This is a genomic window from Streptomyces sp. NPDC031100 (assembly GCF_055570785.1).
In genome coordinates this window covers 162,279-186,253 of sequence record NZ_JBVIGN010000006.1, presented here as the reverse complement: position 1 = coordinate 186,253, position 23,975 = coordinate 162,279, and the positions used below count along the sequence as shown (strand labels likewise).

At 72.0% G+C, this 23,975-nt stretch carries 24 protein-coding genes and 1 pseudogene; 10 read left to right on the top strand and 15 right to left on the bottom strand.

The window, feature by feature from the left end:
- Positions 1–56 precede the first annotated feature (56 nt).
- From hypB to hypE, 5 genes are read left to right on the top strand one after another with little or no spacing between them, the layout of a single operon-like run.
- Positions 57–779 carry a hydrogenase nickel incorporation protein HypB gene (gene hypB / locus ACZ5DS_RS19035; protein WP_468239728.1) on the top strand — a complete coding sequence of 241 codons (723 nt, stop codon included), beginning with the start codon at positions 57–59 and terminating at the stop codon, positions 777–779.
- Positions 776–3,184, top strand: a complete 2,409-nt coding sequence (hypF, locus tag ACZ5DS_RS19030) for a carbamoyltransferase HypF (protein ID WP_468239726.1) — start codon at positions 776–778, stop codon at positions 3,182–3,184. The genes hypB and hypF overlap by 4 nt, the downstream gene beginning before the upstream one ends.
- Positions 3,185–3,187: 3 nt before the next feature.
- Positions 3,188–3,478 (top strand): HypC/HybG/HupF family hydrogenase formation chaperone, encoded by a 291-nt coding sequence (locus ACZ5DS_RS19025; protein WP_468239723.1) that lies wholly within the window; start codon positions 3,188–3,190, stop codon positions 3,476–3,478.
- Positions 3,475–4,620 carry a hydrogenase formation protein HypD gene (hypD, locus tag ACZ5DS_RS19020; protein WP_468239720.1) on the top strand — a complete coding sequence of 382 codons (1,146 nt, stop codon included), beginning with the start codon at positions 3,475–3,477 and terminating at the stop codon, positions 4,618–4,620. Before ACZ5DS_RS19025 ends, hypD begins: the two co-directional genes overlap by 4 nt.
- Positions 4,613–5,695: a hydrogenase expression/formation protein HypE gene (gene hypE / locus ACZ5DS_RS19015; protein WP_468239718.1), complete on the top strand. Its 1,083-nt coding sequence runs from the start codon at positions 4,613–4,615 to the stop codon at positions 5,693–5,695. Before hypD ends, hypE begins: the two co-directional genes overlap by 8 nt.
- Positions 5,696–5,790: 95 nt before the next feature.
- Here the strand turns inward: hypE and hypA are convergent, their stop codons facing one another.
- From hypA to ACZ5DS_RS18970, 9 genes are all read right to left on the bottom strand, one after another.
- Positions 5,791–6,147 (bottom strand): hydrogenase maturation nickel metallochaperone HypA, encoded by a 357-nt coding sequence (gene hypA / locus ACZ5DS_RS19010; protein ID WP_468239715.1) that lies wholly within the window; start codon positions 6,145–6,147, stop codon positions 5,791–5,793.
- A 7-nt stretch (positions 6,148–6,154) separates the two neighbouring features.
- The gene (locus ACZ5DS_RS19005) at positions 6,155–6,304 is read right to left on the bottom strand and encodes a hypothetical protein (RefSeq protein ID WP_468239712.1); all 150 of its coding nucleotides are present in this window, start codon (positions 6,302–6,304) and stop codon (positions 6,155–6,157) included.
- Between the two features lie 58 nt (positions 6,305–6,362).
- Complete coding sequence (locus ACZ5DS_RS19000) at positions 6,363–6,569, bottom strand: hypothetical protein (RefSeq protein WP_468239709.1); 207 nt, start codon at positions 6,567–6,569, stop codon at positions 6,363–6,365.
- A 20-nt stretch (positions 6,570–6,589) separates the two neighbouring features.
- Entirely contained in the window at positions 6,590–7,186 is a 597-nt protein-coding gene (locus ACZ5DS_RS18995) for a DUF5947 family protein (protein WP_468239706.1), read from the bottom strand.
- Complete coding sequence (locus ACZ5DS_RS18990; RefSeq protein WP_468239704.1) at positions 7,183–7,755, bottom strand: NifU family protein; 573 nt, start codon at positions 7,753–7,755, stop codon at positions 7,183–7,185. The genes ACZ5DS_RS18995 and ACZ5DS_RS18990 overlap by 4 nt, the downstream gene beginning before the upstream one ends.
- Positions 7,748–9,541, bottom strand: a complete 1,794-nt coding sequence (locus ACZ5DS_RS18985) for a nickel-dependent hydrogenase large subunit (RefSeq protein ID WP_468239701.1) — start codon at positions 9,539–9,541, stop codon at positions 7,748–7,750. Before ACZ5DS_RS18985 ends, ACZ5DS_RS18990 begins: the two co-directional genes overlap by 8 nt.
- Positions 9,542–9,608: 67 nt before the next feature.
- The gene (locus ACZ5DS_RS18980) at positions 9,609–10,670 is read right to left on the bottom strand and encodes an NADH-quinone oxidoreductase subunit B family protein (RefSeq protein WP_468239698.1); all 1,062 of its coding nucleotides are present in this window, start codon (positions 10,668–10,670) and stop codon (positions 9,609–9,611) included.
- Between the two features lie 57 nt (positions 10,671–10,727).
- Positions 10,728–12,335, bottom strand: coding sequence for a hypothetical protein (locus ACZ5DS_RS18975; protein ID WP_468239694.1), 1,608 nt, complete (start codon positions 12,333–12,335; stop codon positions 10,728–10,730).
- Positions 12,336–12,482: 147 nt separating this feature from the next.
- On the bottom strand, positions 12,483–13,379 hold the full coding sequence (locus ACZ5DS_RS18970) for a LysR family transcriptional regulator (protein WP_468239691.1): 897 nt from the start codon (positions 13,377–13,379) through the stop codon (positions 12,483–12,485).
- Between the two features lie 61 nt (positions 13,380–13,440).
- On the opposite strand from ACZ5DS_RS18970, the gene ACZ5DS_RS18965 reads away from it, so the two are divergent.
- Complete coding sequence (locus tag ACZ5DS_RS18965; protein WP_468239689.1) at positions 13,441–13,791, top strand: DoxX family protein; 351 nt, start codon at positions 13,441–13,443, stop codon at positions 13,789–13,791.
- Positions 13,792–13,912: 121 nt separating this feature from the next.
- On the opposite strand, the gene ACZ5DS_RS18960 is transcribed toward ACZ5DS_RS18965, so the two are convergent.
- Positions 13,913–15,043: a PP2C family protein-serine/threonine phosphatase gene (locus ACZ5DS_RS18960; RefSeq protein WP_468239687.1), complete on the bottom strand. Its 1,131-nt coding sequence runs from the start codon at positions 15,041–15,043 to the stop codon at positions 13,913–13,915.
- On the bottom strand, positions 15,040–16,161 hold the full coding sequence (locus ACZ5DS_RS18955) for an FUSC family protein (RefSeq protein WP_468239684.1): 1,122 nt from the start codon (positions 16,159–16,161) through the stop codon (positions 15,040–15,042). Before ACZ5DS_RS18955 ends, ACZ5DS_RS18960 begins: the two co-directional genes overlap by 4 nt.
- Before the next feature lie 212 nt (positions 16,162–16,373).
- Between ACZ5DS_RS18955 and ACZ5DS_RS18950 the strand changes: the two genes are divergently transcribed.
- Entirely contained in the window at positions 16,374–17,342 is a 969-nt protein-coding gene (locus ACZ5DS_RS18950) for an extracellular catalytic domain type 1 short-chain-length polyhydroxyalkanoate depolymerase (protein ID WP_468239682.1), read from the top strand.
- 3 nt (positions 17,343–17,345) lie between these two features.
- On the opposite strand, the gene ACZ5DS_RS18945 is transcribed toward ACZ5DS_RS18950, so the two are convergent.
- Entirely contained in the window at positions 17,346–17,996 is a 651-nt protein-coding gene (locus tag ACZ5DS_RS18945; RefSeq protein WP_468239679.1) for a DedA family protein, read from the bottom strand.
- Between the two features lie 465 nt (positions 17,997–18,461).
- Here ACZ5DS_RS18945 and ACZ5DS_RS18940 point away from each other — a divergent pair, with 465 nt between their 5' ends.
- Positions 18,462–20,024 (top strand): hypothetical protein, encoded by a 1,563-nt coding sequence (locus ACZ5DS_RS18940; protein ID WP_468239676.1) that lies wholly within the window; start codon positions 18,462–18,464, stop codon positions 20,022–20,024.
- Positions 20,025–20,064: 40 nt separating this feature from the next.
- On the opposite strand, the gene ACZ5DS_RS18935 is transcribed toward ACZ5DS_RS18940, so the two are convergent.
- Positions 20,065–21,033: a LysR family transcriptional regulator gene (locus tag ACZ5DS_RS18935; protein WP_468239674.1), complete on the bottom strand. Its 969-nt coding sequence runs from the start codon at positions 21,031–21,033 to the stop codon at positions 20,065–20,067.
- Positions 21,034–21,220: 187 nt separating this feature from the next.
- Between ACZ5DS_RS18935 and snpA the strand changes: the two genes are divergently transcribed.
- A complete protein-coding gene (gene snpA / locus ACZ5DS_RS18930) occupies positions 21,221–21,904 on the top strand; it encodes a snapalysin (protein ID WP_468239672.1) in 684 nt (227 codons plus the stop codon).
- Positions 21,905–21,992: 88 nt separating this feature from the next.
- On the opposite strand, the gene ACZ5DS_RS18925 is transcribed toward snpA, so the two are convergent.
- Complete coding sequence (locus ACZ5DS_RS18925) at positions 21,993–22,391, bottom strand: nuclear transport factor 2 family protein (RefSeq protein ID WP_468239669.1); 399 nt, start codon at positions 22,389–22,391, stop codon at positions 21,993–21,995.
- A gap of 117 nt (positions 22,392–22,508) precedes the next feature.
- Positions 22,509–23,402, bottom strand: a pseudogene (locus ACZ5DS_RS18920) (IS982 family transposase).
- Between the two features lie 106 nt (positions 23,403–23,508).
- On the opposite strand from ACZ5DS_RS18920, the gene ACZ5DS_RS18915 reads away from it, so the two are divergent.
- On the top strand, positions 23,509–23,970 hold the full coding sequence (locus ACZ5DS_RS18915) for a nuclear transport factor 2 family protein (RefSeq protein WP_468239666.1): 462 nt from the start codon (positions 23,509–23,511) through the stop codon (positions 23,968–23,970).
- Positions 23,971–23,975 lie beyond the last annotated feature (5 nt).

Genomic DNA, 23,975 nt, shown 5'->3' with positions numbered 1-23,975 from the left:
GGGGCCGCACACGACGCGGCCGGGGCTTTCGCCTACGACTCCGAGGAGCTGCGCCCATGTGCCGGTCCGACGTCAAGCAGGCCGTCCTGGCGAAGAACGACGACCTGGCCGCGCGCCTGCGGGACGATCTGACCCGGCAGGGCGTGACGGTGGTCAACCTGCTGTCCAGCCCGGGCAGCGGCAAGACGGAACTGCTCGGCCGGATCCTGGCCCACGCGGTGGAGCGGGGCGTTCCGGTCGCCGCGCTCACCGCCGACCTCGCCACCGAGAACGACGCCGTCCGCCTCGCGCGTTCGGGTGCGCCGGTCCAGCAGCTGCTCACCGACGGACTGTGCCATCTGGAGGCCCGGCAGGTACGCGGGCGCCTGGAGGGCTGGCTGCCCGCGGACACCGCGCTGCTCTTCGTGGAGAACGTCGGCAACCTCGTCTGCCCGGCCGCGTACGACCTCGGCGAAACCCTGCGGATCGTGCTGATGGCGGTGACCGAGGGCGAGGACAAGCCGCTGAAGTACCCGACCGCGTTCGGCTCCGCCCATCTGGTCGTCATCACCAAGACCGACCTGGCCGAGCCGGCCGGGTTCGACGAGGCCGCCTTCCGGGCGAACGTTCAGCGGGTCAATCCGGGCGTGGACATCCTGGGGTCGTGCGCCCGCACCGGCGACGGCGTCGACACCCTCCTCGCCCACGCGCTCGCCGCCCGGAAGGGAGCCCCGCCGCACCGGCCTCCGCTCGCCCCGCAGCCGCACGGGCACCACCACGCCTCCGCCCCCGTCGCGTGACCGCGCCCGTCACCGGCCCGGTCCGCCGCCGCATCACCGTGCGCGGCACGGTGCAAGGCGTCGGCTTCCGGCCGTACGTGCACCGGCTGGCCGCCGACCTCGCGCTGGCCGGGTTCGTGAGCAACACCTCGCACGGCGTGCTCATCGAGGTCGAAGGACCGGCGGGCCAAGTGGGGCTGTTCTGCGACCGGTTGGCCGTCCAGCCGCCCCCGCTGGCGACCGTGACCGGCGTCGGCTGCGAGGACCTCCCCACGACCGGCGCCGCCGGCCCGTTCACCATCCGCCCCACCGAGCAGTCCACGGGCCGCACCCAGCTCCCGCCCGACACCGCGACCTGCCCCGACTGCCTGCGCGAGCTGGCAGACCCGGCCGACCGCCGCCACCGCCACCCGTTCGTCACCTGCACCCACTGCGGCCCCCGCTTCACCATCGCCACGGGGATGCCGTACGACCGCAAGGCCACCACCATGGCCGGCTTCCCGATGTGCCCCTCCTGCGCCCGGGAGTACGGCGATCCCGTCGACCGGCGCTTCCACGCCCAGCCCGTCGCCTGCCCCGACTGCGGCCCGAGGCTCCGCGTGTTCCCCGCCGACGGCGCGGGCCTCCGCCCGGCCCGGGACACGGACGCCCTGGCGACGGCACGGGCGCTGCTGGCCGCGGGCCGGATCGTCGCCGTGAAGGGCATCGGCGGCTACCACCTGGCCTGCGACGCCACCGACGCACGGGCCGTCGCCACCCTGCGCACCCGCAAGGAACGCGGCGGCAAGGCCTTCGCCGTGATGTGCGCCGACCTCGACACGGCGGAGCGCATCGCGGTCCTCACCGACGCCGCACGGGCCGCGCTCACCAGCCCCCGGCGCCCCGTCGTCCTGCTGCGCAGACGCGCGCAGACGGACGGCCTCCGCCTCGCCGACCAGGTCTGCCCGGGCAGCCCGCACGTCGGCGTGATGCTGCCCTACACCCCCGTGCACACCCTGCTGTTCGGGCTGCCCGGCGACACCCCCGGCCCCCGGGTCCTCGTCATGACCAGCGGCAACCGCTCCGGCGAACCCATCGTCACCGACGACGCCGAGGCCCTGACCCGGCTGGCCGGACTCGCCGACGCCTGGCTCGCCCACGACCGGCCCATCGCCTCCCCCTGCGACGACTCCCTGCTGCGCGTGCGCCCCGACGGCACCGAACAGGTGCTCCGGCGCTCCCGCGGCTACGTCCCGCGCCCGCTGCGCCTCCCGCTCCCGGTCCGCCCCGCGCTCGCGGCCGGCGGCGACCTGAAGAACACCCTCTGCCTGGGCGAGGGGGACCTCGCCTGGTTCGGGCCGCACATCGGAGACATGGGCGACCTGGCCGCCCTCGCGGCCGCCGAGCGAGCCGAACGGCACCTCACCCGCCTCACCGGAGTCACCCCGCACCTGGTGACCGCCGACCGGCACCCCGGCTACCGGTCGACGGGCTGGGCGCGGCGACGATCGTCCGAACTCTCCCTGGATCCCCCGACGTTGGTCCAGCACCACCATGCGCACATCGCCTCGGCGATGGCGGAACACGGTCTCGACGGCACCACGCCCGTGATCGGCGTCGCCTTCGACGGCACCGGATACGGCGACGACGGCACGGTGTGGGGCGGCGAGGTCCTGCTCGCCGACTACACCGGCTACCGGCGCTTCGCCCATCTGACCCCCGCCCCGCTGCCCGGCGGGGACGCGGGCGTGGCCAACCCGTGCCGGCTGGCACTGGCCCGGCTGTGGGCGGCGGGGCTGCCGTGGGAACGGGACCTGCCCAGCGCCGTCGCCTGCTCGGACCTCGAACTCGCCGTGCTGAAGCAGCAGTTGGAACGGCAGGTCGCCTGCGTGCCGACGTCCAGCATGGGCCGTCTCTTCGACGCCGTGTCGTCCCTGGTCGGTGTGTGCCACCGCGCCGGATACGAGGCGCAGGCCGCGTTGGAGCTGGAGGCCGCGGCGACGGAGGCGTGGCATGCGGACGCCGTGGCGTTCCGCTTCGGGCTCAGGACCGTCCGGCCACCCCGAGGGGGCCGGGGCCGAGCCCCGTCGCGCCTTGGCCGACTGAGCCGGGCGGGCACATGGGAAATCGAGCCCCCGCTCCAAGCCATCCTCGCCGACCGGCGGCGCGGCACCCCCGCCCCCGTGCTCGCGGCCCGCTTCCACCGGGGCGTGGCTCGGGCCGTCGCGGAGATCTGCCGGCGGGCCCGCGGAACGACCGACCTGACCGCAGTCGCCCTCACCGGGGGAGTCTTCGCCAACGCCCTGTTGGAGGAGGAGTGCACCGCCCTGCTGGCCCGGGACGGGTTCACGGTCCTCCGGCACGGCGAAGTGCCCCCGAACGACGGAGGGTTGGCGCTCGGCCAGCTCATGGTCGCGGGAACAGCAACCAACCACGAGACGGAGTGACCCATGTGTCTGGCAGTGCCCGGCAAGGTCGTGGCGATCGATGACGGCGCCGACCCGCTCACCGGGCTGATCGACTTCGGCGGAGTACGCAAGCAGGCGTGCCTCGAGTACCTGCCCGATGTGCGGGTGGGGGAGTACGTCATCGTTCACGTCGGGTTCGCGCTGCAGCGCCTGGACGAGGAGTCGGCCCGGGCGTCCCTGGAACTGTTCGAGCAACTCGGGCTGCTGGAGGAGGAGTTCGGCGACGCCTGGCAGCAGGCGGCCCGGCAGGAGAGCGGGAGTGAGGTCCGGTGAAGTACATCGACGAGTTCAACGACCCCGACCTGGCGCGCCGGCTGCTGGACGAGATCCGCGCCACGGTCACCCGGCCGTGGGCGCTGATGGAGGTCTGCGGCGGCCAGACCCACTCCATCATCCGTCACGGGATCGATCAACTCCTGCCGGAGGAAGTGGAGTTGATCCACGGTCCCGGCTGCCCGGTGTGTGTCACGCCGCTCGACGTCATCGACCAGGCGCTGGAGATCGCCGCACGCCCCGAGGTGATCTTCTGCTCGTTCGGCGACATGCTGCGGGTGCCCGGCACCGACCGCGACCTGTTCCGGGTCAAGGGCGAGGGCGGTGACGTACGGGTCGTGTACTCGCCGCTCGACGCCCTCGACCTCGCCCGCAGGAACCCCGGCCGGCAGGTCGTCTTCTTCGCGATCGGCTTCGAGACCACCGCCCCCGCCAACGCCATGGCCGTGTACCAGGCCCGCCGGCTCGGCCTGGACAACTTCAGCCTGCTCGTCTCCCACGTCCGGGTCCCGCCGGCGATCGACGCCATCATGTCGGCCCCCGCCTGCCGGGTGCAGGGCTTCCTCGCCGCCGGGCACGTGTGCAGCGTGATGGGCACCGCCGAGTGCCCGGACCTGGCGGAGAAGCACCGGGTGCCGATGGTGGTCACCGGTTTCGAACCGCTCGACATCCTGGAGGGCATCCGCCGCGCGGTTCACCAGCTGGAGCGCGGGGAGCACCGGGTGGAGAACGCCTACCCCCGGGCCGTGCGCGACCAGGGAAACCCGGCGGCCCTACGCATGCTCGAGGAGGTGTTCGAGGTCACCGACCGCAACTGGCGCGGCATCGGCCCCATCCCGGCCAGTGGCTGGCGCCTGACGGACGCCTACCGCGCCTACGACGCCGAGCACCGCTTCGACGTCGCCGGCATCCGCACCGAGGAACCCGCCGCCTGCCGGGCCGGTGAGGTGCTCCAGGGCCTGATCAAGCCGACCGAGTGTGCCGCCTTCGGCGCGACCTGTACCCCGCGCACCCCCCTGGGCGCCACCATGGTCTCCAGCGAGGGCGCCTGCGCGGCCTACTACCTGTACCGCCGGATGACCGACAGCCCGGCACCGCAGGGATCCCGCATCCCGCAGGAGGAGATGAACCCCGTTGGCTGACCTTGCCATCGAAGCCACCGAAGCGGCCGCCGACCCCGCGAACTGGACCTGCCCCGCACCCCTGCGCGACCAGCCGGTCGTGGTCATGGGCCACGGCGGGGGCGGCGCCCTGTCCGCCGAGCTGATCGAGCAGGTCTTCGCGCCCGCCTACGGCAACCCCACCCTGGCCGCCCTCACCGACTCGGCCGTCCTCGACCTGGGCGGTACCCGGCTGGCCTTCTCCACCGACTCCTACGTCGTACGGCCGCTGTTCTTCCCCGGCGGCAGCCTGGGCGACCTCGCGGTCAACGGCACCGTCAACGACCTGGCGATGAGCGGCGCCCGTCCCACCCACCTCTCCACGGCCTTCGTCCTGGAGGAGGGCGTGGAACTGGCCGTCGTCGCACGCATCGCCCACGCCATCGGGGCGGCGGCCGAGGCAGCGGGGGTCACCATCGCCACGGGCGACACCAAGGTCGTCGAGTCCGGACACGGCGACGGCGTCTACGTCACCACCGCCGGCGTCGGCCTCGTCCCGGAGGGAGTCGACATCCGCCCACAGCGTGCCCGGCCGGGCGATGCCGTCATCGTCAGCGGCCCGATCGGTCTGCACGGCGTGGCGATCATGAGCGTACGGGAGGGGCTGGAGTTCGGGGTCGAGATCGCCTCCGACACCGCACCCCTGGCCGGCCTGGTCGCGGCCATGCTGGCCGTCACCAACGACATCCACGTCCTGCGCGACCCCACCCGGGGCGGGCTCGGCGCGTCCCTCAACGAGATCGCCCGCGCCTCCGGCACCGGCGTACGGCTCCGGGAGCGCGCCATCCCGGTCCCGGAGGAGGTCGCGAACGCCTGCGGCTTCCTCGGCCTGGACCCGCTGTACGTCGCCAACGAGGGCCGGCTCGTCGCCTTCGTGCCCCCGCAGCAGGCCGACGCCGTGCTGGCGGCCATGCGCGCCCACCCGCAGGGTGCGGGAGCGACGCTCATCGGCGAATGCGTGGAGGACCATCCGGGCATGGTCGTCGTCGCCACCGGGCTCGGCGGCACCCGGGTCGTGGACCTGCCCCTCGGGGAGCAGCTGCCCCGCATCTGCTGAGGCGCCAGGACAGCGGCGCCCCCCGCCTGAGCCCCAGCCACCAGGACAGCAGCCGACCCCGCCGGAGCCCGCGGCACCGGCGGGGTCGACCGTCGTCAGAGCCGGTCCGCGACCGGCTCGACGCCCGTGATCTCCAGTTCTCGCCCGCTGCGCAGGTCCTGCGAGGGCCGGTCGCAGCGCGGGCACCAGAAGAACGGCGGCATGCCCACCGCGAACTCCTCCGCGCACCCGCCGCACCAGGCCCGCGCCGTCACCTGCTCGACGACGAGCCGGGCCGCGGCGAGGGCCGTGCCGTCCCGGGCCACCTCGAAGGCGAAGTGCAGCGCGTCCGGCACGACACCCGCCAGCTCCCCGACCCGGACGGTCACCACCGACACGTCGCCGGCGCCGTCCGCCCGGGCGATCTCCTCGGCCTGCTCCACGATCGCGGTCGCGATCGACAGTTCGTGCACGACAGGCTCAGGGGTAGCGACGGTTCGCGCGCAGACCACCGGTCATCCGGAAGATCCGCAGCTCGCGCACCACGCCGGGCAGCTCCTTCAGGAACAGGGCCAGCGCCAGACCGCCCACCATGGCGGCCTGTGCCATCAGCACCTGGCGTCCGGACATCGCCGACCTCGCTCTCCTCGCCGTTCGGCTGTGCTTCATCACCGTCACTCCCGCTCCCTCATCCCGGTGAGATGTTGGGCATGACGTCCAGCAGGGCGTCATGCCGCTTCGAGTGGATCCCGGTGGAGCGGCGCGCGTCGGCGGTGCCGTCCTCGTGGTGTCCGCTCTGGTGCGCGTAGGGGCCCTGGTTGCCCTGGTGCAGGCCCGGCACATGACGGGGCGTGTCGGGCCTCGCCTGCGGGCGGCCCACTCTGATGGTGCCCATGGTGGTCTCCTTTCTGGGCTTCACGACCGCTCGGTGAGCTGCGCGAAGAACCGCTCCACGGCCGGCCAGACCCGCTCGCCGCCGGACAGGCCCCGCCACTCCCTGCGCACGAGGGCGACCATCCGGAAACAGTCGTCGACCGGCACGATCCAGTGTTCGTCGAGGCCCCGCACGGTGTTCACCAGGAGCGCCTCCACATCGGGTGCCATGGACGCGAGCTGCGGAAACGCGGCGGTCAGCCGCTGCCAGGCGGCCGCGTCCACCTCCCAGCGCATGGCCCCGGCCGGGCTCGGCCCCTGCGCGGTGACCGTGCCGTCGGAACGCGGCACGAAGAACACCAGGCCCACCGGTACGCCCAGCACCGCCGTGTCGACCGGCGGCAGCCGGAGCCGGCGCCGGGGCACGAGCCGGTGGCGTCCCTCGCCCGTCCCGCCGTCGGCGAACAGCACCGAGCAGGGCCTGCACACACACCGCACCTCGTCGGCCGAGGTGTCGTACAGATGGGGGTGCTCGCCGTCCATCGGGGCGGCGCACAGGTCGCACCCCTCGGCCTGCGCGGTCCCCGCCCGGCCGGTGGCCGAGCGGATGACGCGGGCCAGTGCTCCGTCGACGGTCACCGCGCCTCCTGCGGCTGCGGTGCGGTCCGGCGCTTCAGCGTCGTCAGGGGAACGAAGGCGGGAGCCGCCCGGCGCTGGGCGGCGACCGGCTCCACGGTCTCCAGCTCCGGGGCGACGGCCAGCACCGCCGCGCGGACGGCCTCGGTGACGTCGGCCGATCCGCCGCCGCACCCGGAACCGCACCCGCCGCCGGCGTTGACCCGCACCCGGGCGGTCCGCCCCTCGACGCCGGCCCACTCCAGGTCACCGCCGCGCTTTTGGACCGCCGGCCGCAGCTTCTCGACCGCGCGGGCGGCCCGGCGCTCGGCGGACTCGGGATGGATGGCGTGCAGCACCAGCAGATGCCCCAGCAGCTCGTCGTCGGCCAGGCGCTCGTGCAGCCGCTCGTCCGCGAGGTCCAGGACCCGGGCGAGCGCCTCGCCGTAGACCTCGGTGAGCAGCGACACGGACTCCAGCGCCTCGCGGGCGGCCGGTCCGGGCGCGGCCTCCAGCCCGGCCAGCACCTCGTCGAGCCGGGCCAGCCGCGCCTCCACCGCCGGGTCCGGGAGCCGTACGGCCGGATCAGCCATGGCCCGCTCCGTACGTGGGCGAGTGCACCGTCGACAGCGTCTTCCCCTTGCCGACGTACATGTGCACCCCGCACGGCAGACACGGGTCGAAGCTGCGCACGGTGCGCATGATGTCGACGCCCTTGAAGTCGTCCGGCCCGTTCTCCTCGAAGACCGGCTGCCCCTGGACGGCGTCCTCGTACGGGCCAGGGGTGCCGTAGACGTCGCGGGGGCTGGCGTTCCACGGGGTCGGCGGGTACGGGTGGTAGTTGGCGATCTTCTTGTCGCGGATCACCAGGTGGTGCGAGAGGACGCCGCGCACCGCCTCGTGGAAGCCGCAGCCGATCGCCTCGTCGGGCACCTCGAAGTTCTCGTACACCTTGGTGTCCCCGTCGCGGAGCATGCCCATCGCCTCCTCCAGGAACTGCAGGGCCATGGCGGCGGCGTAGGCGACGAAGTACGGCCGGGCACGGTCCCTTTCGATGGTGTTGCTCCACTGCGGGATGCGCCACTCGAGCGTGGTCTCCGGCAGCGAGTCGCCCTTGGGGAGCGAGATGCGCACGCTGTGGCCGGTGGCCTTGACGTACGGGGTGTCGACCAGACCGCTCAGCGCGGTTGTCCACAGGCGGGCGAGCGGTCCGCCGCCCGTGTCCAGCGCGAGGTGCTCACCGGTCTCCGGGTGGTGCCAGCGCGGGCTCATCACCCAGCTGTACTTGCCGTCGAACTCGCGCTTCTGCGGCACCGGTACGGTGGTCTGGTTCCACGGGTGGCGCATGTCGACGGGGTTGCCGAGCGGGTCGTGGGTGACGAAGGGCTGCTCGTTGACCCAGTCCTCGTAGTAGGAGCTGCCGAGCATGATCCGCAGACCGAGGTTGATGTCGATCAGGTCGTTGGTGACCAGCTTGCCGTCCACGACGATGCCGGGGGTGACGTACATCGCCCTGCCCCACTCGTTCATCGTCGCGTAGCGGTAGTCGACGACGTCCGGGTTCTGCCAGGCGCCCCAGCAGCCGAGCAGGATGCGGCGCTTGCCGACCTCCTCGTAGCCGGGCAGGGCCTCGTAGAAGAAGTCGAAGACGTCGTCGTTCATCGCCACCGCCTTCTTGACGAAGTCGATGACGTGCATGAGCCGGCTGAGGTAGTCGGTGAAGGTGTTCGGCTGCGGCATCGTGCCGACCCCGCCCGGGTACATCGTCGACGGGTGGACGTGCCGCCCTTCCATCAGGCAGAACATCTCCCGGGTGACCCGGCTGACCTTCAGGGCCTCCTTGTAGACCTCGCCCTCGAAGGGGTTGAACGCCTTCATGATGTCGGCGATGGTCCGGAAACCGTGGACGTCCCCGCGAGGCGCGGTGGTGCGCTCGGCACGGGCCATGACACCGGGGTTGGTCGCCTTGACCATCGCCTCGCAGAAGTCCACGAACACCAGGTTGTCCTGGAAGATCGTGTGGTCGAACATGTACTCGGCCGCCTCGCCGAGGTTCGTGATGTGCTCGGCCAGCTTCGGCGGCTTGACCCCGTAGGCCATCTGCTGGGCGTAGTTGGAGCACGTGGTGTGGTTGTCGCCGCAGATGCCGCAGATGCGCGAGGTGATGAAGCCCGCGTCGCGCGGGTCCTTGCCCTTCATGAACACCGAGTAGCCGCGGAACAGCGACGAGGTGCTGTGGCACTCCACGACTTCCCGGTTGGCGAAGTCGATCTTCGTGTAGATGCCCAGGTTGCCGATGATCCGGGTGATCGGATCCCAGGACATGTCCACGATCTGCGCGGGCTTGCGTTTCGTGGACCGTGACTCGGTGGTCGTCATCTGCGGTACTGCCCCTCGCTGTTCGGGTTCGGCGGGTCGGTGGCGGGATGCGGGAAGGACGCGGCGGTCACGGGCGGTAGTGCGGGTTGTAACCGCTGGTCAGCTTCCGCTTGTTGTGGCGCCACTTGGGTTCGTGGTTCACGGCGTCGTTGGTCAGGCCGCGCAACCGGCGAATGACTGCTCCGTACGGTTTGACGAGCGTGGTCGACAGCGTTGCGCCCGGGGGCTCGTCCATGAACGGCATGAACGCGTCGGGGAAGCCGGGCATCGTGCAGCCGATGCAGATCCCGCCGACGTTCGGGCAGCCACCGACTCCGGCCATCCAGCCCCGCTTGGGCACGTTGCAGTTGACCACAGGTCCCCAACAGCCCGTCTTCACCAGGCACTTGGGCGAGTTGTAGTCGAGGCCGAAGTCGGCCTGCTCGTAGTACGAGCCCCGGTCGCAGCCCTCGTGCACGGTCTTCCCGAACAGCCACTGCGGACGCAGCATGTGGTCCAGCGGGGGCGGGGGAGCCGAACCGGCCGCGTGCTGGAGCACCCAGATGAGGGTCTCCATGAAGTTCTCGGGCTGGATGGGGCAGCCGGGCACGTTGACGACCGGAAGCCCGGCCTGCGACGTGAACTCCCAGCCCAGGTAGTCCGCGAGACCCATGCAGCCCGTGGGGTTGCCGGCCATGGCGTGGATGCCGCCGAAGGTGGCGCAGGTGCCGGCCGCCACCACCGCCCAGGCCTTCGGGGCGAGTTGGTCGATCCACCAGTTGAGGGTCTGCGGCTCACCGGTCTCCGGGTCGTTGCCGAAGGACGTCCAGTAGCCGTCCCCGTCGATGATGTTCTGGTTCGGGATCGAGCCCTCGATGACGAGGATGAACGGGGACAGCTCGCCGCGGGCCGCCGCCCGGTACGGGGCGAGGAAGTCCTCGCCGCCCAGGCTCGGCGAGAGCACCTTGTTGACCAGGTTGACCTTGGGCAGGCCCGGGATGAGGCCGAGCACCACGTCCTCGATGGAGGGCTGGTCGGCGGCCGTCAGCGAGACGGTGTCGCCGTCACAGCTCATGCCCTCGGAGATCCAGAGGATGTGGATCTCGTCGATCCCGGTGCGCTCCTCGGTGGTACTGCTCTGGGTGCTCATGTCGTAGGCCTTTGCTGCAGTCGGTCACGGAGTCGGACATCGGCGTGCGCCGTCGGGTCAGGGGCGTCCATCGAGCCGTCCCTCCTCCGGCCCGCCGGCCGGACGTCGGGGCCGCGGGGACTGCGGCCGGGGTGGGTGGACCGGGTCCGCGGGGCCGGGCGCGCCCGCGCGTGCGAGCGTTTCGGCCCCGGGACCCGGCCGGCCGGCGTGTGCGAGCGGTTCGACCTCGTCGGGCCGGAAGTAGTGGAAGCGGCCGTACCAGCCGTGCAGTTCGGCCGCGGGATCGTCGTCGACCGTCACCGCCAGGTGCACGCTGCCGTCGACGTCGTGGAAGACCGCCGCCACCCGGGCACTCCGGCCGGCCAGGAACATGTCCTGGGCGTCGGCACCCCGGCCGCGCGGCCGCAGCCGCACCCGGCTGCCACCGCCGACCGGGACGCCGTCCACGAGCACCGTGTCGGTCGTCGGGGACAGTCCCTCGTCGGCGCCCTCCTGCCACCAGGCGGGCCGTTCCTCCTGGACCGTGGGCGTGGCCGGGGTGAGCGAGCGGATGGCGCCGTGGAGCCGGGCGAAGACCTCCCGCGGCATGGTGTCGACGCGGTCGAGGATCTGTGCGGCACGCGGGTCGGTGGCCCGGGCCTCGGCCTTCTCCTCGTCCGTCAGCAGCATCGTGCGCAGCGTCAGGATCTCGTCGATCTCCGCCGCGTCGTGCAGGTCGCCCGGACTCTCGGGCGCCACCTGCGGGCGGTCCGGGAGGATGATCGGGGAGGACAGGACGACCCGACCGACGGGCTCCGCCTCCTGCGGCTCGCCGCCGAGGACGGGAAAGGTGAACGCGTTACGGCACGTGCGCGCGGGCAACTCAAGGGCAGCGGGCGGGTCGATCAGCGAGACGAACTCCACGCCCTCGCCGCCGAGGAGAGTGTGCGCGGCGAGCAGCGCCTGCCGCAGCGCGTCGCCCCGAGCGGCCCGGGCATCGGGCGCGTGCCCGGTGTTCTCGGTGCGCACGCGCAGCCGGCACACGTCGTCCGTGACCCGCTCGGCCACGACCGTCGTCCGCGCCCGGACCTCCTCGCGCCGCCGCACCACGCGCCCGGCACCCCCGGGCAGCGGCTCCGCCTCCTCGCCGAACGGCGCCCCGGCCGTCGCGACGCACTCGCCGCGCAGCAGATCCTCCAGCGGCCACTCGAAGCGGATCTCGCGCGGCACCGCCTCGTCGAAGGTGAGGTGGGCCGTCCCGTCGTCGGTCCGCAACGACTCCACCGGGCGGAACCGGCCGTCCGCGCCGGCCTCCTGCACCTGCTTGTGCCGCATCTGCAGGTAGCGCATCCGCACCCGGACGACGGCCCCGGGCCGCTGTACGCGCAGGAGGCACTCGGTCTGCTGGTACCAGGAGTCCGCCGAACCGGAGATGCCCGGGGTGACGGGGCCGTCCGCCTCCACCCAGTTCCGCGGCAGCAGCCCCCCGAACTGCCAGCGGACACGGTTCTTGGCCGAGGAACGCCGGTACGGGTAGAGGAGGTAGCCCTCGTAGAGGACGGCATCGGCGACGCCGCTCAGCTGCGCGAAAGCATCAGCGAAGGCACCGGCGGAGACGTCGTACGACACGTCGTCGTCCGCCACGGCGGCACGCGCCGTGCCCCGCACGTCGCCCGTCCGAGCCATTCCGCCTCCTCGTCAGAGATGCACCCGCGCATCCCTTCCACCACGTTCACACCGCTCACGGGCCCTCGCCCTTCCGGCGGACCGGTATTGGTCCGGGCAGGGGACGAGAACACACGGAGCGCCCTACGGTGGGGGCGGTCGGGCGGCTCAGGCTCGCTGCGCGAGCTCGAGGCAGCAGCGGACGAAGTCCTGCACCACCGGATTGCGGTCGTCGGCGGGGGCCCAGGCGACCGCCACCTGCGTGGGGCTCACGCCGGTGACCGGCCGGTAGACCACGCCGGGGCGGGCGTAGAACCGTGCGGCGGACTGCGGCGCGAGGGCGATGCCGTACCCGTTGGCGATCGCGCTCAGCCAGTCGTCGGGCTGCTCGGTGACCGCGCCGATGTGTACGGGGTGGCCCTCGCGCTCGTCGGCGGCCAGCCAGAAGTCGCGCCACGCGCCGGTCTCCGGCGGGGCGGCGACGAACGGCTCGTCCCACAGGTCGCGGAAGGCGATCGTGTCGCGCGCGGCCAGCGGGTGCGTGCTGGGCAGGGCGACCCAGCGCGGCTCACCGAAGAGCGGCTCGACGCGCAGGGCGTCCTGGCCCGGGAAGGGCAGTCGCAGCAGTGCGGCGTCCACGTCCCCGGTGGCGAGGCCGGCGCTGGGATTCGTCCAGGCCGCCTGGCGCAGCTCGGTACGCCACCCCGGCCGGCGTCGGGCGAACGCGGCGACGATCTCCTGCGTCGCCTCGTTGGCCGCGCTCGCCACGAACCCGACGCGCAGCACCCGGGCGGCCTGCCGGGCCGTGGCCTGCGTCGCGTGCAGGGCGGAGTCCCACGCCGTGAGCACCTTCGGGGCGAGGCGTGCGAGTTCCCGGCCGGGCCCGGTCAGCGTCATCCCGGCCCGCGAACGGTCGAACAGTCGTACGCCGAGCTGGGTTTCCAGCTGTCGGATCTGCTTCGTCAGGGCCGGCTGGGACACGAACACGCGCTCGGCCGCACGGGTGAGACTGCCCTCCTCGGCGACGGCCAGGAAGGAGCGCAGGAGGCGTGTGTCGACATCCATTCCACCAGGTTATAGATGCAGGTATTGGACGGCGCGTCGGCTTCCCGGCGAGGGTGGGGACATGGAACTCGCCTACATCGTCGTCACCTGTGCGGCCGTCCTCGCCAACGCCGGTATCGCGGCCGCCGACCTCGCCAAGGCGCCGTTCGTGCTCGCCAACTCGGGCGCGGTCGGCGTGCCGCCGTCCTGGATTCCGCCTCTCGCTGCGCTGAAGGCGGCCGGGGCGGCGGGACTGCTGCTGGGACTGCTGGGCCTGCGCCCCCTGGGCGTCGCCGCCGGCATCGGCCTGGCCCTGTTCTACGCCGGCGCCGTGGCCTTCCACGTCCGGGCACGCGTGCTCCACACCATCGCGTTCCCGGGCCTGTTCCTTGCCCTGGCGACGTGCTCCCTGACCCTGGCGGCGCTGCGGTAGGCGCCGCCGCATCCCCGGCGGGCGAGTGGTCACCATCCAGGTCGGACACGAGTTTCCCGAACAGGTCAATAGCCGGCAACGCCGTCAGTGACCGTGGGCTCACGCCGTAGAGCCTGTGGGCTCATGGCAGCCGTTCGAGTGCCACCAGCGCCGCGTCGTCGCCGAGGTCGCCGTCGACGTGGTGGAGGAGGGCGTGACGGAGGGCGGAGACCATGGCCGGCAGGGGGCGGTGGGCGTGGGTGCGGGCGTGAGCGGGCAGGTCGTAGAACCGGCCCAGGCGGTCCCGGGCTTCGATGAATCCGTCGGTGTAGAGGAGGAGCCGGTCGCCCGGGGAGAACGGCACCGTCTGTGCGACCGGTTCCGCGTTCAGGAGGTCGCCGAGCCCGAGGGGTGCCCCGGGATGGCCGGGCTGGTGGGCGCGGACCTCGCCCGCCCGGACGACGAGCGGCTCGGGATGACCGCAGTGGACGATGCGGGCCACCGCCTCGCCTGGCGGGAACTCCACCAGCAGCGCGGTCGCGAACCGCTCCGTGAACAGCGCGCCCGTGCCCGGGCCGTCCAGCGCCGCGATCTGCCGCCGAGCGCGCATGTCCAGCCGCTCGGCCACCGTGGTCAGGGACGCCTCACGGTCGGCCAGTTCCCGGAACGCGCCGAGCAGGGCCGCGGAGGCCCCGACGGCCGCCAGCCCTTTGCCCCGCACGTCGCCGATGAGGATCCGGGTGCCGTACGGCGTCTGCAGCGCCTCGTAGAAGTCGCCGCCGATCCGTGCCTCCGAGTCGGCCGGGAGATACACGCCGCACAGGGCCAGCGAACGGATCCGGTCGGGGAGCGGGTGCATCAGCGCCCGCTGGGCGGTCTCCGCGACGGAGCGGATCCGGCGCAGCTGCCGTTCCCGGCGCTGCCGCAGGGAGCAGGTCGCGAGGGAGGCGAGTCCGACCACGGTCAGGGTGCCCAGGATGACGTCCGAGTCCGGGCGGCCGAGCTGGTCCGCGATCAGCTGCAGCAGCGCGGTCACGCAGAGCGCCGCACCGGCCAGGGTCGCCGTCGCCCACAGGGGGAGCAGGGCGGCGGCCAGGACCGGCACGGCGGCCATCACCGGCGAGACGTGCAGCCAGTTCGGCGTGAGCAGGTCGGTGAGGGCGACGACCACCAGGAGAAGGACGGGGGTCAGTGCCAGGAGGAGACGCGATCTGGTCGGCGTCCGGTCCGGCGACGTGGTTCGGGCGCTGATGTGCGGGGGGCGAGTGGTCATCGTCGCGGTGAGGGCCGGAGCGGGCCGATCGCCCGGTGGGGACGGCCCGGCGGTCGGGTGGGGGCGGGCACGGACGTCGTCAGGCAGGACAGGACCGCGTCCAGATGACGGACGAGATGGCGGTCCTCCTCGCGGTCGACCGGGGGATCGCAGCCGGGCCTGCCGAGCCGCGCGAGGGCGTGCCGTGCGGCGGGCAGAGCCGGGTGGGGCCGCCCGCCCCGGCAGTCGTAGACGCACAGGGCTGTCGTGCGCAGCAACCGTGCGTACGGCTGTGCGAACCCGTCGGCGGGCGCGGGGCTCCCCGGCTCGGGCCGGGGCACCGCGGGCTGCGCGTCCAGCAGCCGTCCCGTGGCGCACACCTGCTGCTCCACGTCGGCCAACGCCCGCAGGACACGCCCGTCCAGGTGCCAGTGGCGGCGCCGTGCCGTGGGCCGTACGTTCCACCGCACGCTCTCGTGTGCCTCGTCCACGGCGGTACGGGCCTGAGCGAGCGCGGTGTCGAGTTCGTGCTCCCAGGCGGAGCCGAGCACGTTCCGCGGCCGTTCCCGCCGGGTGACGGCGTCGGCCAGACCGTCGAGGTGGCGGGCGAGCAGGGCGCGGAGTCTCTCCAGCGCCCGCTCCGCCGACCGCACCCGCACGGCCGGGAACAGCAACGCGCTGCACGCCAGACCGATGGCTATGCCCAGCATGATCTCCGCGACGTGGGAGACCAGCTCGGCGGGATGCCGGCCGCGGACCAGCGCGAAGGTGATCAGGGCCGTCGTCGGCAGATGCAGCCCGTGGTGGCCGAGGAACTCGCGACGGGCCAGCAGGGCCGAGGCGAAGACGACGATCCCGAGCCCCGCCGTGCCGGGCTCGACGTACAGGGCGGCCGGTACGGCGATGACCACGCCGAGCAGGCATCCGGCGGCGTACCGGGCCGCCGCGGCGACCGTGCGCACCACCGTCGCCTCGACGATGAGCAGTGCCGCCACGGCGCCCACATAGGGGTGGGCCGTGTGCAGCACGGTCACGCACACCTGCCAGGTCAGCCCGGCCGCCACGGTCGCCCGCGCGGCATCGGCGCAATCGGTTCGGCCGAACGGCATCGCCAGGGCGGACTTCCGTGCGCTGCGCATGCCTTCCGTGCTCCTTCCCTCGGCCCGACGTCCCGAGCCCGCCTGGACGGGCACGGCACAACAGCCGCCCAGGGTAATCGGACAAATGGGGTATACGGCAAATAAGAAATGTGTCAGGTCTCGTCGGTGCACGGGTGCGCCCACTCGGAGCAGGCGCACTGTGGTGTCCGACCCCATAGCGCCCCTGCGTCAGGCTCCTACCATCTCCGGGCATGCAGACCAGAGCCGCACGCCTCACAGCCGCCCTGGTGGCCCTCGTGGCCGCCCTGGCCGCCGGACTCCTCACACCCCGCACGGCGGCCGCTGCCGCCTCCCTCACCGAAGTCACCGGTTTCGGCACCAACCCCGGTGCGCTGCGCATGTTCCGCTACGACCCGCCGGACCTGCCGGCGAACGCCCCTGTCGTCGTCGCCCTGCACGGCTGCACCCAGGACGCCGGATACGCCGCCGACAGCGGCTGGACCACGCTCGCGGACCGCTGGCACTTCTCCGTCGTGGTCCCGCAGCAGTCCACCGGCAACAACCTCAAGAAGTGCTTCGACTGGTTCCAGCTCGGGGACATCGAGCGCGGCGACGGCGAGGCCGCCTCGATCGCGCAGATGGTGGACCGCCAACTCGCCGACGTCCAGGGCGATCCCTCGCGCGTGTTCGTCACCGGCCTGTCCGCCGGCGGCGGCATGACGGCGGTGATGATGGCGACGTACCCGGAGAAGTTCCGCGCGGCCGGCATCGTCGCCGGACTCCCGTACGACTGCTCCAACGCGGCCGGCGGACCGTACCCGTGCATGTACGGATGGGCGAACCAGACGCCTGTCCAGTGGGGTGACCGCGTCCGCCGGGCCCGCCCCGGCTACACCGGTCCCTGGCCCACCCTTTCCGTCTTCCAGGGCTCCGCGGACGGCACGGTGAAACCGTCGAACATGACCGACCTGGTCAGGCAGTGGACCAACGTCCAGGGCGCCGACCAGAGCGCGGACGTCTCCGACACCATCGCGGGGTACCCGCACCAGCTCTACAGGAACCCGTCGGGGCAGGCCGTGGTGGAGACCTACAGCATCACGGGGATGGGCCACGGCCAGCCCGTCGACCCGGCAACCGGGTGCGGGACCGCAGCGCCGTACATCCTGGACGTCCACCTGTGCGCCGCCTACCGGCTGGGGCGCGTCTGGGGACTCGGCTGACGGTCAACTCCCGTTCGCTTCGGAGCGGTCCCGCCGTCCGCGACGCGTTCGGCGGGCCTCCGCCAGCAGGGGGACCAGGGAGAGTACGACGATCACGGCGACCAGAGGCAGCAGATAGGCGTCGACGTCGGAGACCGAGGAACCGAGGAGGTATCCGGCGAGGACGAGGCTCTGGGACCAGAGCAGGCCGCCGACGGTCTGCCAGACGGTGAACGTGCGCACGGGCACGCCGAGTGCGCCGGCCGCCGGGTGCAGCACGGACCGCAGCATCGGGACGAAGCGGCCGATCACCAGCGCCTTGCGGTATCCGTAGCGGGCCAGGAGCCGCTCCGCCCGCGCCGCCCCCTCCCTCACGCGCCGCCGCGAGGCGCGGGCCAGCAGGGGCCGCCCGCCCTGCCGTCCGATCAGATACCCCACCTGTCCGCCCGCCACCGCGCCGACGGCCGCGCACAGCAGTACCTGCCACAGCTCCAGCCGCGGCGCCCCGTGACTGTTTGCCGCGCACAGCACACCAGCCGGGAACAGCAGTGTGTCACCAGGCAGGAAGAAGCCGACGACCAGCAGACCCGATTCGGCGAAGATCACCACCAGGACGCCCAGCGCTCCGAAGGCAGCGAGCAGCGAGGCGCTGTCCGTCGGATTGACGGCGATCACCGCCCTCGCCTCCCGCCCCTGCTCGCCGGTCGCTGTCCCTCAAGTGTCACGTGGCCCCGGCTCGGATGCCCGGAGAGGGGAGAACCTTGCGGGTCGTGTCTCAGCGGGCAGGGATCGGGCGAGACGCAATCCGACGTCGTGGACGCGGAACGTGGGGTGGCTGATGCGTCTGACGGAGGCCCGGCTCCAGTGCCGGCGGAACCAGCCACCGCCGCGCATCACCCGGTGGCTGCCGTAGACCTCGCTCTCCCGACGGCCGCCGTGCGCCTGCGGCGATCGGCTGCCGCAACCTGGCCGCCCCGCGCCGCCGGCAGCGGGCGCGGGCGCAGGGCCTTCGCGTGGGTCTGCGCATCCCTCCGCCCGTGCCGGTGGCCGGCTCCCGGACACCCTCTGTCGAGCCCGCGCCCCCGGCCTTACACTGCCGATCCGCGGTATTTCGGGGGTAGTTGACGGGGGGAGCCCACCATGTCCGGATATCCGTACGATCCCAGCCAGGGATTCGCCGTACCGCCGATGCCCTCGGCCCCACCGCCCGCGCCGCCGGACGGCCGGCGGGCAGCCGCCGTCGCGGTGCTCAACCTGAGCGGACTCGGGCTCGGGTACGCACTCCTGCGAAGATGGGTCCTGGCGGCCGCCTGCTGGGTGGCAACCGCCGTCCTGCTGCTCGTGACCCTGCCGGCCGACGCCGACGGGGTGCCGGGGGCAGCGCTCGCCGTCTACGTCCTGCTCCTGCTGCTGGCAGCCGTCCACGGAGCGGTCGCCGGACTGCGCACCCGGCTCACCTGGCCGGGCCGGGCACCCCTGGCCCTCCTGCTCGGCGTGCTGCTGCTCGCCGTGCCGGCAGGCGGTGCCGTGTGGTACGACGACGCGCACGAGGAGGCCGTGCAGCAGGCGCTCCTCGACCGCCTCGACACGGCCGACCGGCTGGTGACGGCGGCAGGGCGGCAGCCGTTCGCCACCGCACGGTCCGACTACGGGCAGGCCCTGGAGGTCTACCGGGACCTCGCCGTCAACCACTCCGGCTCCCGCGCGGCCGACCAGGTACCCGACCGGATGCGGAGCTTCTACACCACGGTCGGCGCGGCCTACGGTCACCAGCAGTACTGCGATGCGGTCGAGCCACTGAAATACCTGCGTACGGTGCCCCGCTTCATGCCCAAGAAGGAACTCGGACCGCTCGATCAGTGGCCCGACGACCGACTGGCCACCTCCTTGTACGAGTGCGGACGGGCGGGCCTGACGGCGGGCCGGGCCGACTGGGTCCCGCGCTTCGACGACCTGCTGACCACCTTCCCGCAGTCCGAGTCGGCGACCAAGGTCGCACCCGCCGTGGACGCGGCGGTGAAGAAGGCTGAGAAGGACGTCGACGGCGACGAACCCTGCACCGCCGTCGCGCAGTTGCGTGACCTGAACACCCGGATCACCGACCTGTCGGGATCGGCGGGGAATGCGGCCGACGGCCTGACGAAGTCCGCCGACCGAGCCGGCAGGAGCGGTGACGCCGGGGAGTACGCCTGCGGCGTCGACCAGTACAGGGACGGCGACTTCGACGCGGCCCAGAAGACCATGGAGCAGTACGTCTCCGACAACAAGAACGGCAGGGACCGGGCGCGCGCCAAGAAGATCGCCATCGGCGCCGAGGTGGCCCAGACCCTCCCCGCCGCCGGGAAGAAGCTGCCCACCACCGCCTCCGGCGGCAGCATCTCCGTCACGGTCGAGAACGACAGCCCCGACGACGTGACCGTGCTCTTCACCGGCCCGGTCACCGGCAGCTTCACCCTCAGGGGATGCGGCAGCTGCAAGGCGTACTCCCTCGCCGACACGCTCCGGATCGGCTTCAAGCCGTGCAGCAGCGGCAAGAACTACCCTCACCGGACGCTCAGTCTCCCGGTCGGCACCACCTACTTCGTGCACAAGCCGCACCGCGGCAGCTCCGCCACACCCGCCTCGGACACGGCCAAGCTCCGGTCCGGGTACATCTACACGGAGTGCGCCTACACGACGCAGACGCTGGGCTCCGGCTACTGACCGTCCGGGACGAGCAGCGGGGCGGGCCGACGGGACACCGTCAGGCCCGCACCGTACGAAGCGCCTGCCTCGGCGGACGGGTCGTCCTGTGTTCCAGCCACTCCTGGTACGCCGGCGCCTGCCGTGCCGCTTCCCAGTAGGACTCCTCCAACTCACCCCACCCGTGGTCGAGTTCGGCCGCCGTTCGGGCCGCGAGCAGCAGCCGTACTCCTATCGGATCGCCGCGCAGCGGCCGGATGGCGAGGTCGGGGCGGGGGCGCGCGGTCGGCTGGCTGACCGTGACCACCTCGCCGATGGCGGCCAGGGAGTAGGCGGTGAGGTAGTCGCCGTGCAGCAGGTCGGGCTCGATCCCGGCCTCGCGCAGCACCCGGCACACACCGTCCCATTCGCCGTCGACAGTGGAGTCGACCATCCAGCGGTCGTGGGCGAGGTCGGCCAGGCGCACCTCGCGCTGCGCGGCCGCGGGGTGGTCGGCGGCCAGGGTGACGAACTGGGGTTCGCGTTCCACCAGGACTCGCACGCACAGCCCGGCCGGGATGCGCAGCGGGCTGCCCTCGACCTCGTGCACGAACGCCAGGTCCAGCCTGCCCTCGGCGACCATGTGCAGCAGGGAGTTCGCGGACACGCCCATGTGGAGGCTGGGCTCGACCGGCGGGACACGGGCGCGCAGCCGGCGGAGCCAGCCCGGCAGGGCACGGCTCGCCGTGGCACCGATGCGCAGCCGGGGACCGTCCGCGGCACGGGCGGCCGCGGCCCTCGTCTCGGCCACGATCGCGGCGAGTTCGGCGACGAGCGGCCGGGCGCGACTCACCACGATGTGGCCGAGCGGCGTGGGGCGGCTGCCCGTACGGTCACGGGTGAAGAGCCGGCCGCCGAGCGTCTGCTCGATACGGCGCAGCTGGGTGCTCAACGTGGGCTGGGCGACGCCCAGTTCGCGGGCCGCCTTGTGCAGGCTGCCGGCGTCGGCGATGGCGCAGAGCACGCGCAGGTGCCTCACCTCGAGCTCCATGCACGGAGCGTAAGGGCAGTGTCTGAAGGGGCGCCAGATGTTCAAACCCCAAGGAAACAGGAAGTGTTGACAGGTGATAGCCGAGGGCTATCCCCAGGTGACATCATCCGTCGGCCACGGAGGCTGACGGAGACTCATGGGCAACCCATCGTTCACCACCCCACACGAACGAGTAGGAGCCCCCCACATGAGGTCGAACCGTACGTCCTCCCCATCTGCGAAGGGCGTCAGGAGAGCCCTGGCCCTCGGTCTGGGCCTGGCGCTCGCGGCGCTGGGCGCCGCGATCCCGGCGAGCGCCCAGACCACCGACACCCTCGCCGCGCCGCACGCCGGGTACACCGGCTCGGGCGGCGAGGCCTCGAACAACAAGGCGTTCTTCGAGGCCGTGCTCACCTCGGTCGCCAAGAAGCAGGCGGCACACCCCGGCCTCCGGTCGGTGACCGTCTACTACGACGCCTCCCGGGCGCCGAGCTTCCGTTCGCAGATATCGAGCGCCGCGTCGATATGGAACAGCTCCGTCAAGAACGTCAAGCTGCAGGCCACCTCGGGTGGCGCGGACTTCGCCTACTACGAGGGCAGCGACCCCGAGGGGTCCTACGCCTCCACGGACGGCCACGGCAACGGCTACATCTTCCTCGACTACGCGCAGAACCAGGAGTACGACTCGATCCGCGTCGCCGCGCACGAGACCGGCCATGTGCTGGGGCTGCCGGACCACTACAGCGGTCCGTGCAGCGAGCTGATGTCGGGCGGCGGCCCGGGCCCGTCCTGCACCAACCGCTACCCGAACGCGGCCGAGCGGTCCCGCGTCGACCAGTTGTGGGCCAACGGCCTCGCCAAGGCGCTCGACAAGCTGAACAAGGTGCACTGACCTAACAAGGCGCCCGACCGTGTGAGAACCACCCGTCTTCGCCCGGGAGCGGGCCGTGCCACCGGCGCACGGCCCGCCTCTTGCGTCCCTACGAGCGGTCGTACCAGGAGAGCGCAGCGATGCGCCAACCGTCCGGGGTGCGGACGAACTGCATGGTCTTGGTGCCGCGGCCTTCGAACGGCTCGCCGTTCAGGATCCCGGATTTGCGGTACTCACCGATGCGGGTCGCGATGTCGCCCGCGATCTCGGTCCGTTCGGAAGTCTCCCACTCGGAGAACTCGGTGAGCCGGCCGTCGGAGAGCAGCTGCCTGCGGGGCTCGATGAACTCGTCCACCGTGTAGACCGTGAAGTCCGGGCCGGTCATGACGATCACGCCCCCGGGAAGAACGAGCCGGCGGACGCGCGCCACGTCGGCGGCCTTGCCGCCACGGTTGTCGAACGCACCGAAGAACTCGGCCGTCACCGCATCGATCTCGATCTTGGACACGGCGCGACGCTACCACGCGCCCGAACGCCCGCCAAGGAAGGAGCAGTTGGATTCCGGGTGCCGCCCGGGCGCCGTCGACCGGGCGATCGTCTCCCTAGACGAATGAGTCCGATGTGATCAGTGGTCATACGCGATTAGCGAGCGGGTGACAGGTGCACCGATCTTGTTGTTGTGCCAGATGCCGGCGGCCAACGCGAGGACGCGCTGGGCGACCCGGATCGCGACGCCCTCGAAGGTCCGCCCGCCGTGTTGCTCCAGGTCGAGCTGCCCTTTGAGGGTGTCGTTGACCGACTCGATCAGCTGGCGGACTTGCTTGAGCATCGACTCGCCGTAGTGCTCTTTCTCCCGCTTGAACGACGGTCGCAGCAGCTCGACGCCGAGCTCGGCGAGATCCTTCTCGAACACCTTCGAGGCGAAGCCTTTGTCCGAGATGAGCAGGATGCCCTCGCGGTGGGCGATCAGTTCGGCGTCGACTTCGAGCATCGCGGCCAGGACCTCGCGCTCACCGATCTTTGGGGTGGCCAGCGCCCACAGGATCGGCATGCCGGTAGGCGTGCAGACCAGGTACAGGCGCAGGCCCCAGAAGAACCGGGAGTGGGAGGCGCAGTAGCCGTAGCTGGCCCAGCCCGCGAGGTTCGAGCGCTGGACGGTCGGGCGGGACATACCGCACGGCACCGGGGTGGAATCGGTGATCCATACCGTGTCCGTCCAGAAGTCGCTGTCCATGGCCAGCTCCCGGATCATGCGCTTGACCAGCGGCAGAGCCGCCCGCAAGCGCTTGTTCTACCCGGATTGCTGGGGCAAGTAGGGGAACAGGCCGGACAGACGCTTATGGGCGAAGCGCAGCCACCGTGCTTCGGAGCGGTAGCCGAGCAGCGCCTGGGCCACCGCCAGGCAGACGAGTTCGGAGTCGCTGAGAAGGGGCGGGCGTCCCATCCATCGCGTTCCTCCGATCTCGTCGTCGATCTTCACATAGAGTGCGGTCAAGAGGGTCTCCAAGTCGGGCGTCACAACCGGATCTTGGAGGCCCTCGTCCGGTCAGCCGGCTCAAAGCCCTGAAGTTCTGGCCCAGCGCTCGAATATCGTCCACACGTTGAGTGAACGGAGTCCAACAGTCATGCCGGACACAACCTCGGCCGACCTCGGCCCTCGTGAGGTCTTGGCCCGCTACCAGCAGGCGATGCTCGACAAGTCCGCGGACGACCTGGCCGATCTGTACGCGGTCGATGCCGTGCACGAGTTCCCTTTCCTCTTCCCCGGCATGCCTGAGCGCTACCGGGGACGCGAAGAGGTCCGCGCGGGCTATCGAGCGGCCTGGGATGCAAGCCCGGCGCAGCCGCAGGAGATCCGCGAAGTCGTCGTGCATGAGAACACCGACCCGGAGGTGATCGTCGTCGAGCAGATCGTCTCCGGGACCATGACCACGACCGGCCAGTCCTTCAACTTCCCCGGCCTCCTCGTGATCCGGGTCCGGAACAGCCAGATAGTGCATGTCCGCGATTACATGGACGGGCTCGGTGTGGCTCACGCAATGGATCGACTGACCGCCGTGGCCGCCAGCCTCAGCAACCCTTCCTGAGCCTC

Coding starts and splice junctions, on each gene's coding strand:
- hypB (WP_468239728.1), top strand. CDS start 57: ATGTGCCGGTCCGACGTCAAGCAGGCCGTCCTGGCGAAGAACGACGAC.
- ACZ5DS_RS19025 (WP_468239723.1), top strand. CDS start 3,188: ATGTGTCTGGCAGTGCCCGGCAAGGTCGTGGCGATCGATGACGGCGCC.
- ACZ5DS_RS19005 (WP_468239712.1), bottom strand. CDS start 6,304: ATGTCCGGACGCCAGGTGCTGATGGCACAGGCCGCCATGGTGGGCGGT.
- ACZ5DS_RS19000 (WP_468239709.1), bottom strand. CDS start 6,569: ATGGGCACCATCAGAGTGGGCCGCCCGCAGGCGAGGCCCGACACGCCC.
- ACZ5DS_RS18990 (WP_468239704.1), bottom strand. CDS start 7,755: ATGGCTGATCCGGCCGTACGGCTCCCGGACCCGGCGGTGGAGGCGCGG.
- ACZ5DS_RS18985 (WP_468239701.1), bottom strand. CDS start 9,541: ATGACGACCACCGAGTCACGGTCCACGAAACGCAAGCCCGCGCAGATC.
- ACZ5DS_RS18980 (WP_468239698.1), bottom strand. CDS start 10,670: ATGAGCACCCAGAGCAGTACCACCGAGGAGCGCACCGGGATCGACGAG.
- ACZ5DS_RS18975 (WP_468239694.1), bottom strand. CDS start 12,335: ATGGCTCGGACGGGCGACGTGCGGGGCACGGCGCGTGCCGCCGTGGCG.
- ACZ5DS_RS18970 (WP_468239691.1), bottom strand. CDS start 13,379: ATGGATGTCGACACACGCCTCCTGCGCTCCTTCCTGGCCGTCGCCGAG.
- ACZ5DS_RS18965 (WP_468239689.1), top strand. CDS start 13,441: ATGGAACTCGCCTACATCGTCGTCACCTGTGCGGCCGTCCTCGCCAAC.
- ACZ5DS_RS18960 (WP_468239687.1), bottom strand. CDS start 15,043: ATGACCACTCGCCCCCCGCACATCAGCGCCCGAACCACGTCGCCGGAC.
- ACZ5DS_RS18955 (WP_468239684.1), bottom strand. CDS start 16,161: ATGCGCAGCGCACGGAAGTCCGCCCTGGCGATGCCGTTCGGCCGAACC.
- ACZ5DS_RS18950 (WP_468239682.1), top strand. CDS start 16,374: ATGCAGACCAGAGCCGCACGCCTCACAGCCGCCCTGGTGGCCCTCGTG.
- ACZ5DS_RS18940 (WP_468239676.1), top strand. CDS start 18,462: ATGTCCGGATATCCGTACGATCCCAGCCAGGGATTCGCCGTACCGCCG.
- ACZ5DS_RS18935 (WP_468239674.1), bottom strand. CDS start 21,033: ATGGAGCTCGAGGTGAGGCACCTGCGCGTGCTCTGCGCCATCGCCGAC.
- snpA (WP_468239672.1), top strand. CDS start 21,221: ATGAGGTCGAACCGTACGTCCTCCCCATCTGCGAAGGGCGTCAGGAGA.
- ACZ5DS_RS18915 (WP_468239666.1), top strand. CDS start 23,509: ATGCCGGACACAACCTCGGCCGACCTCGGCCCTCGTGAGGTCTTGGCC.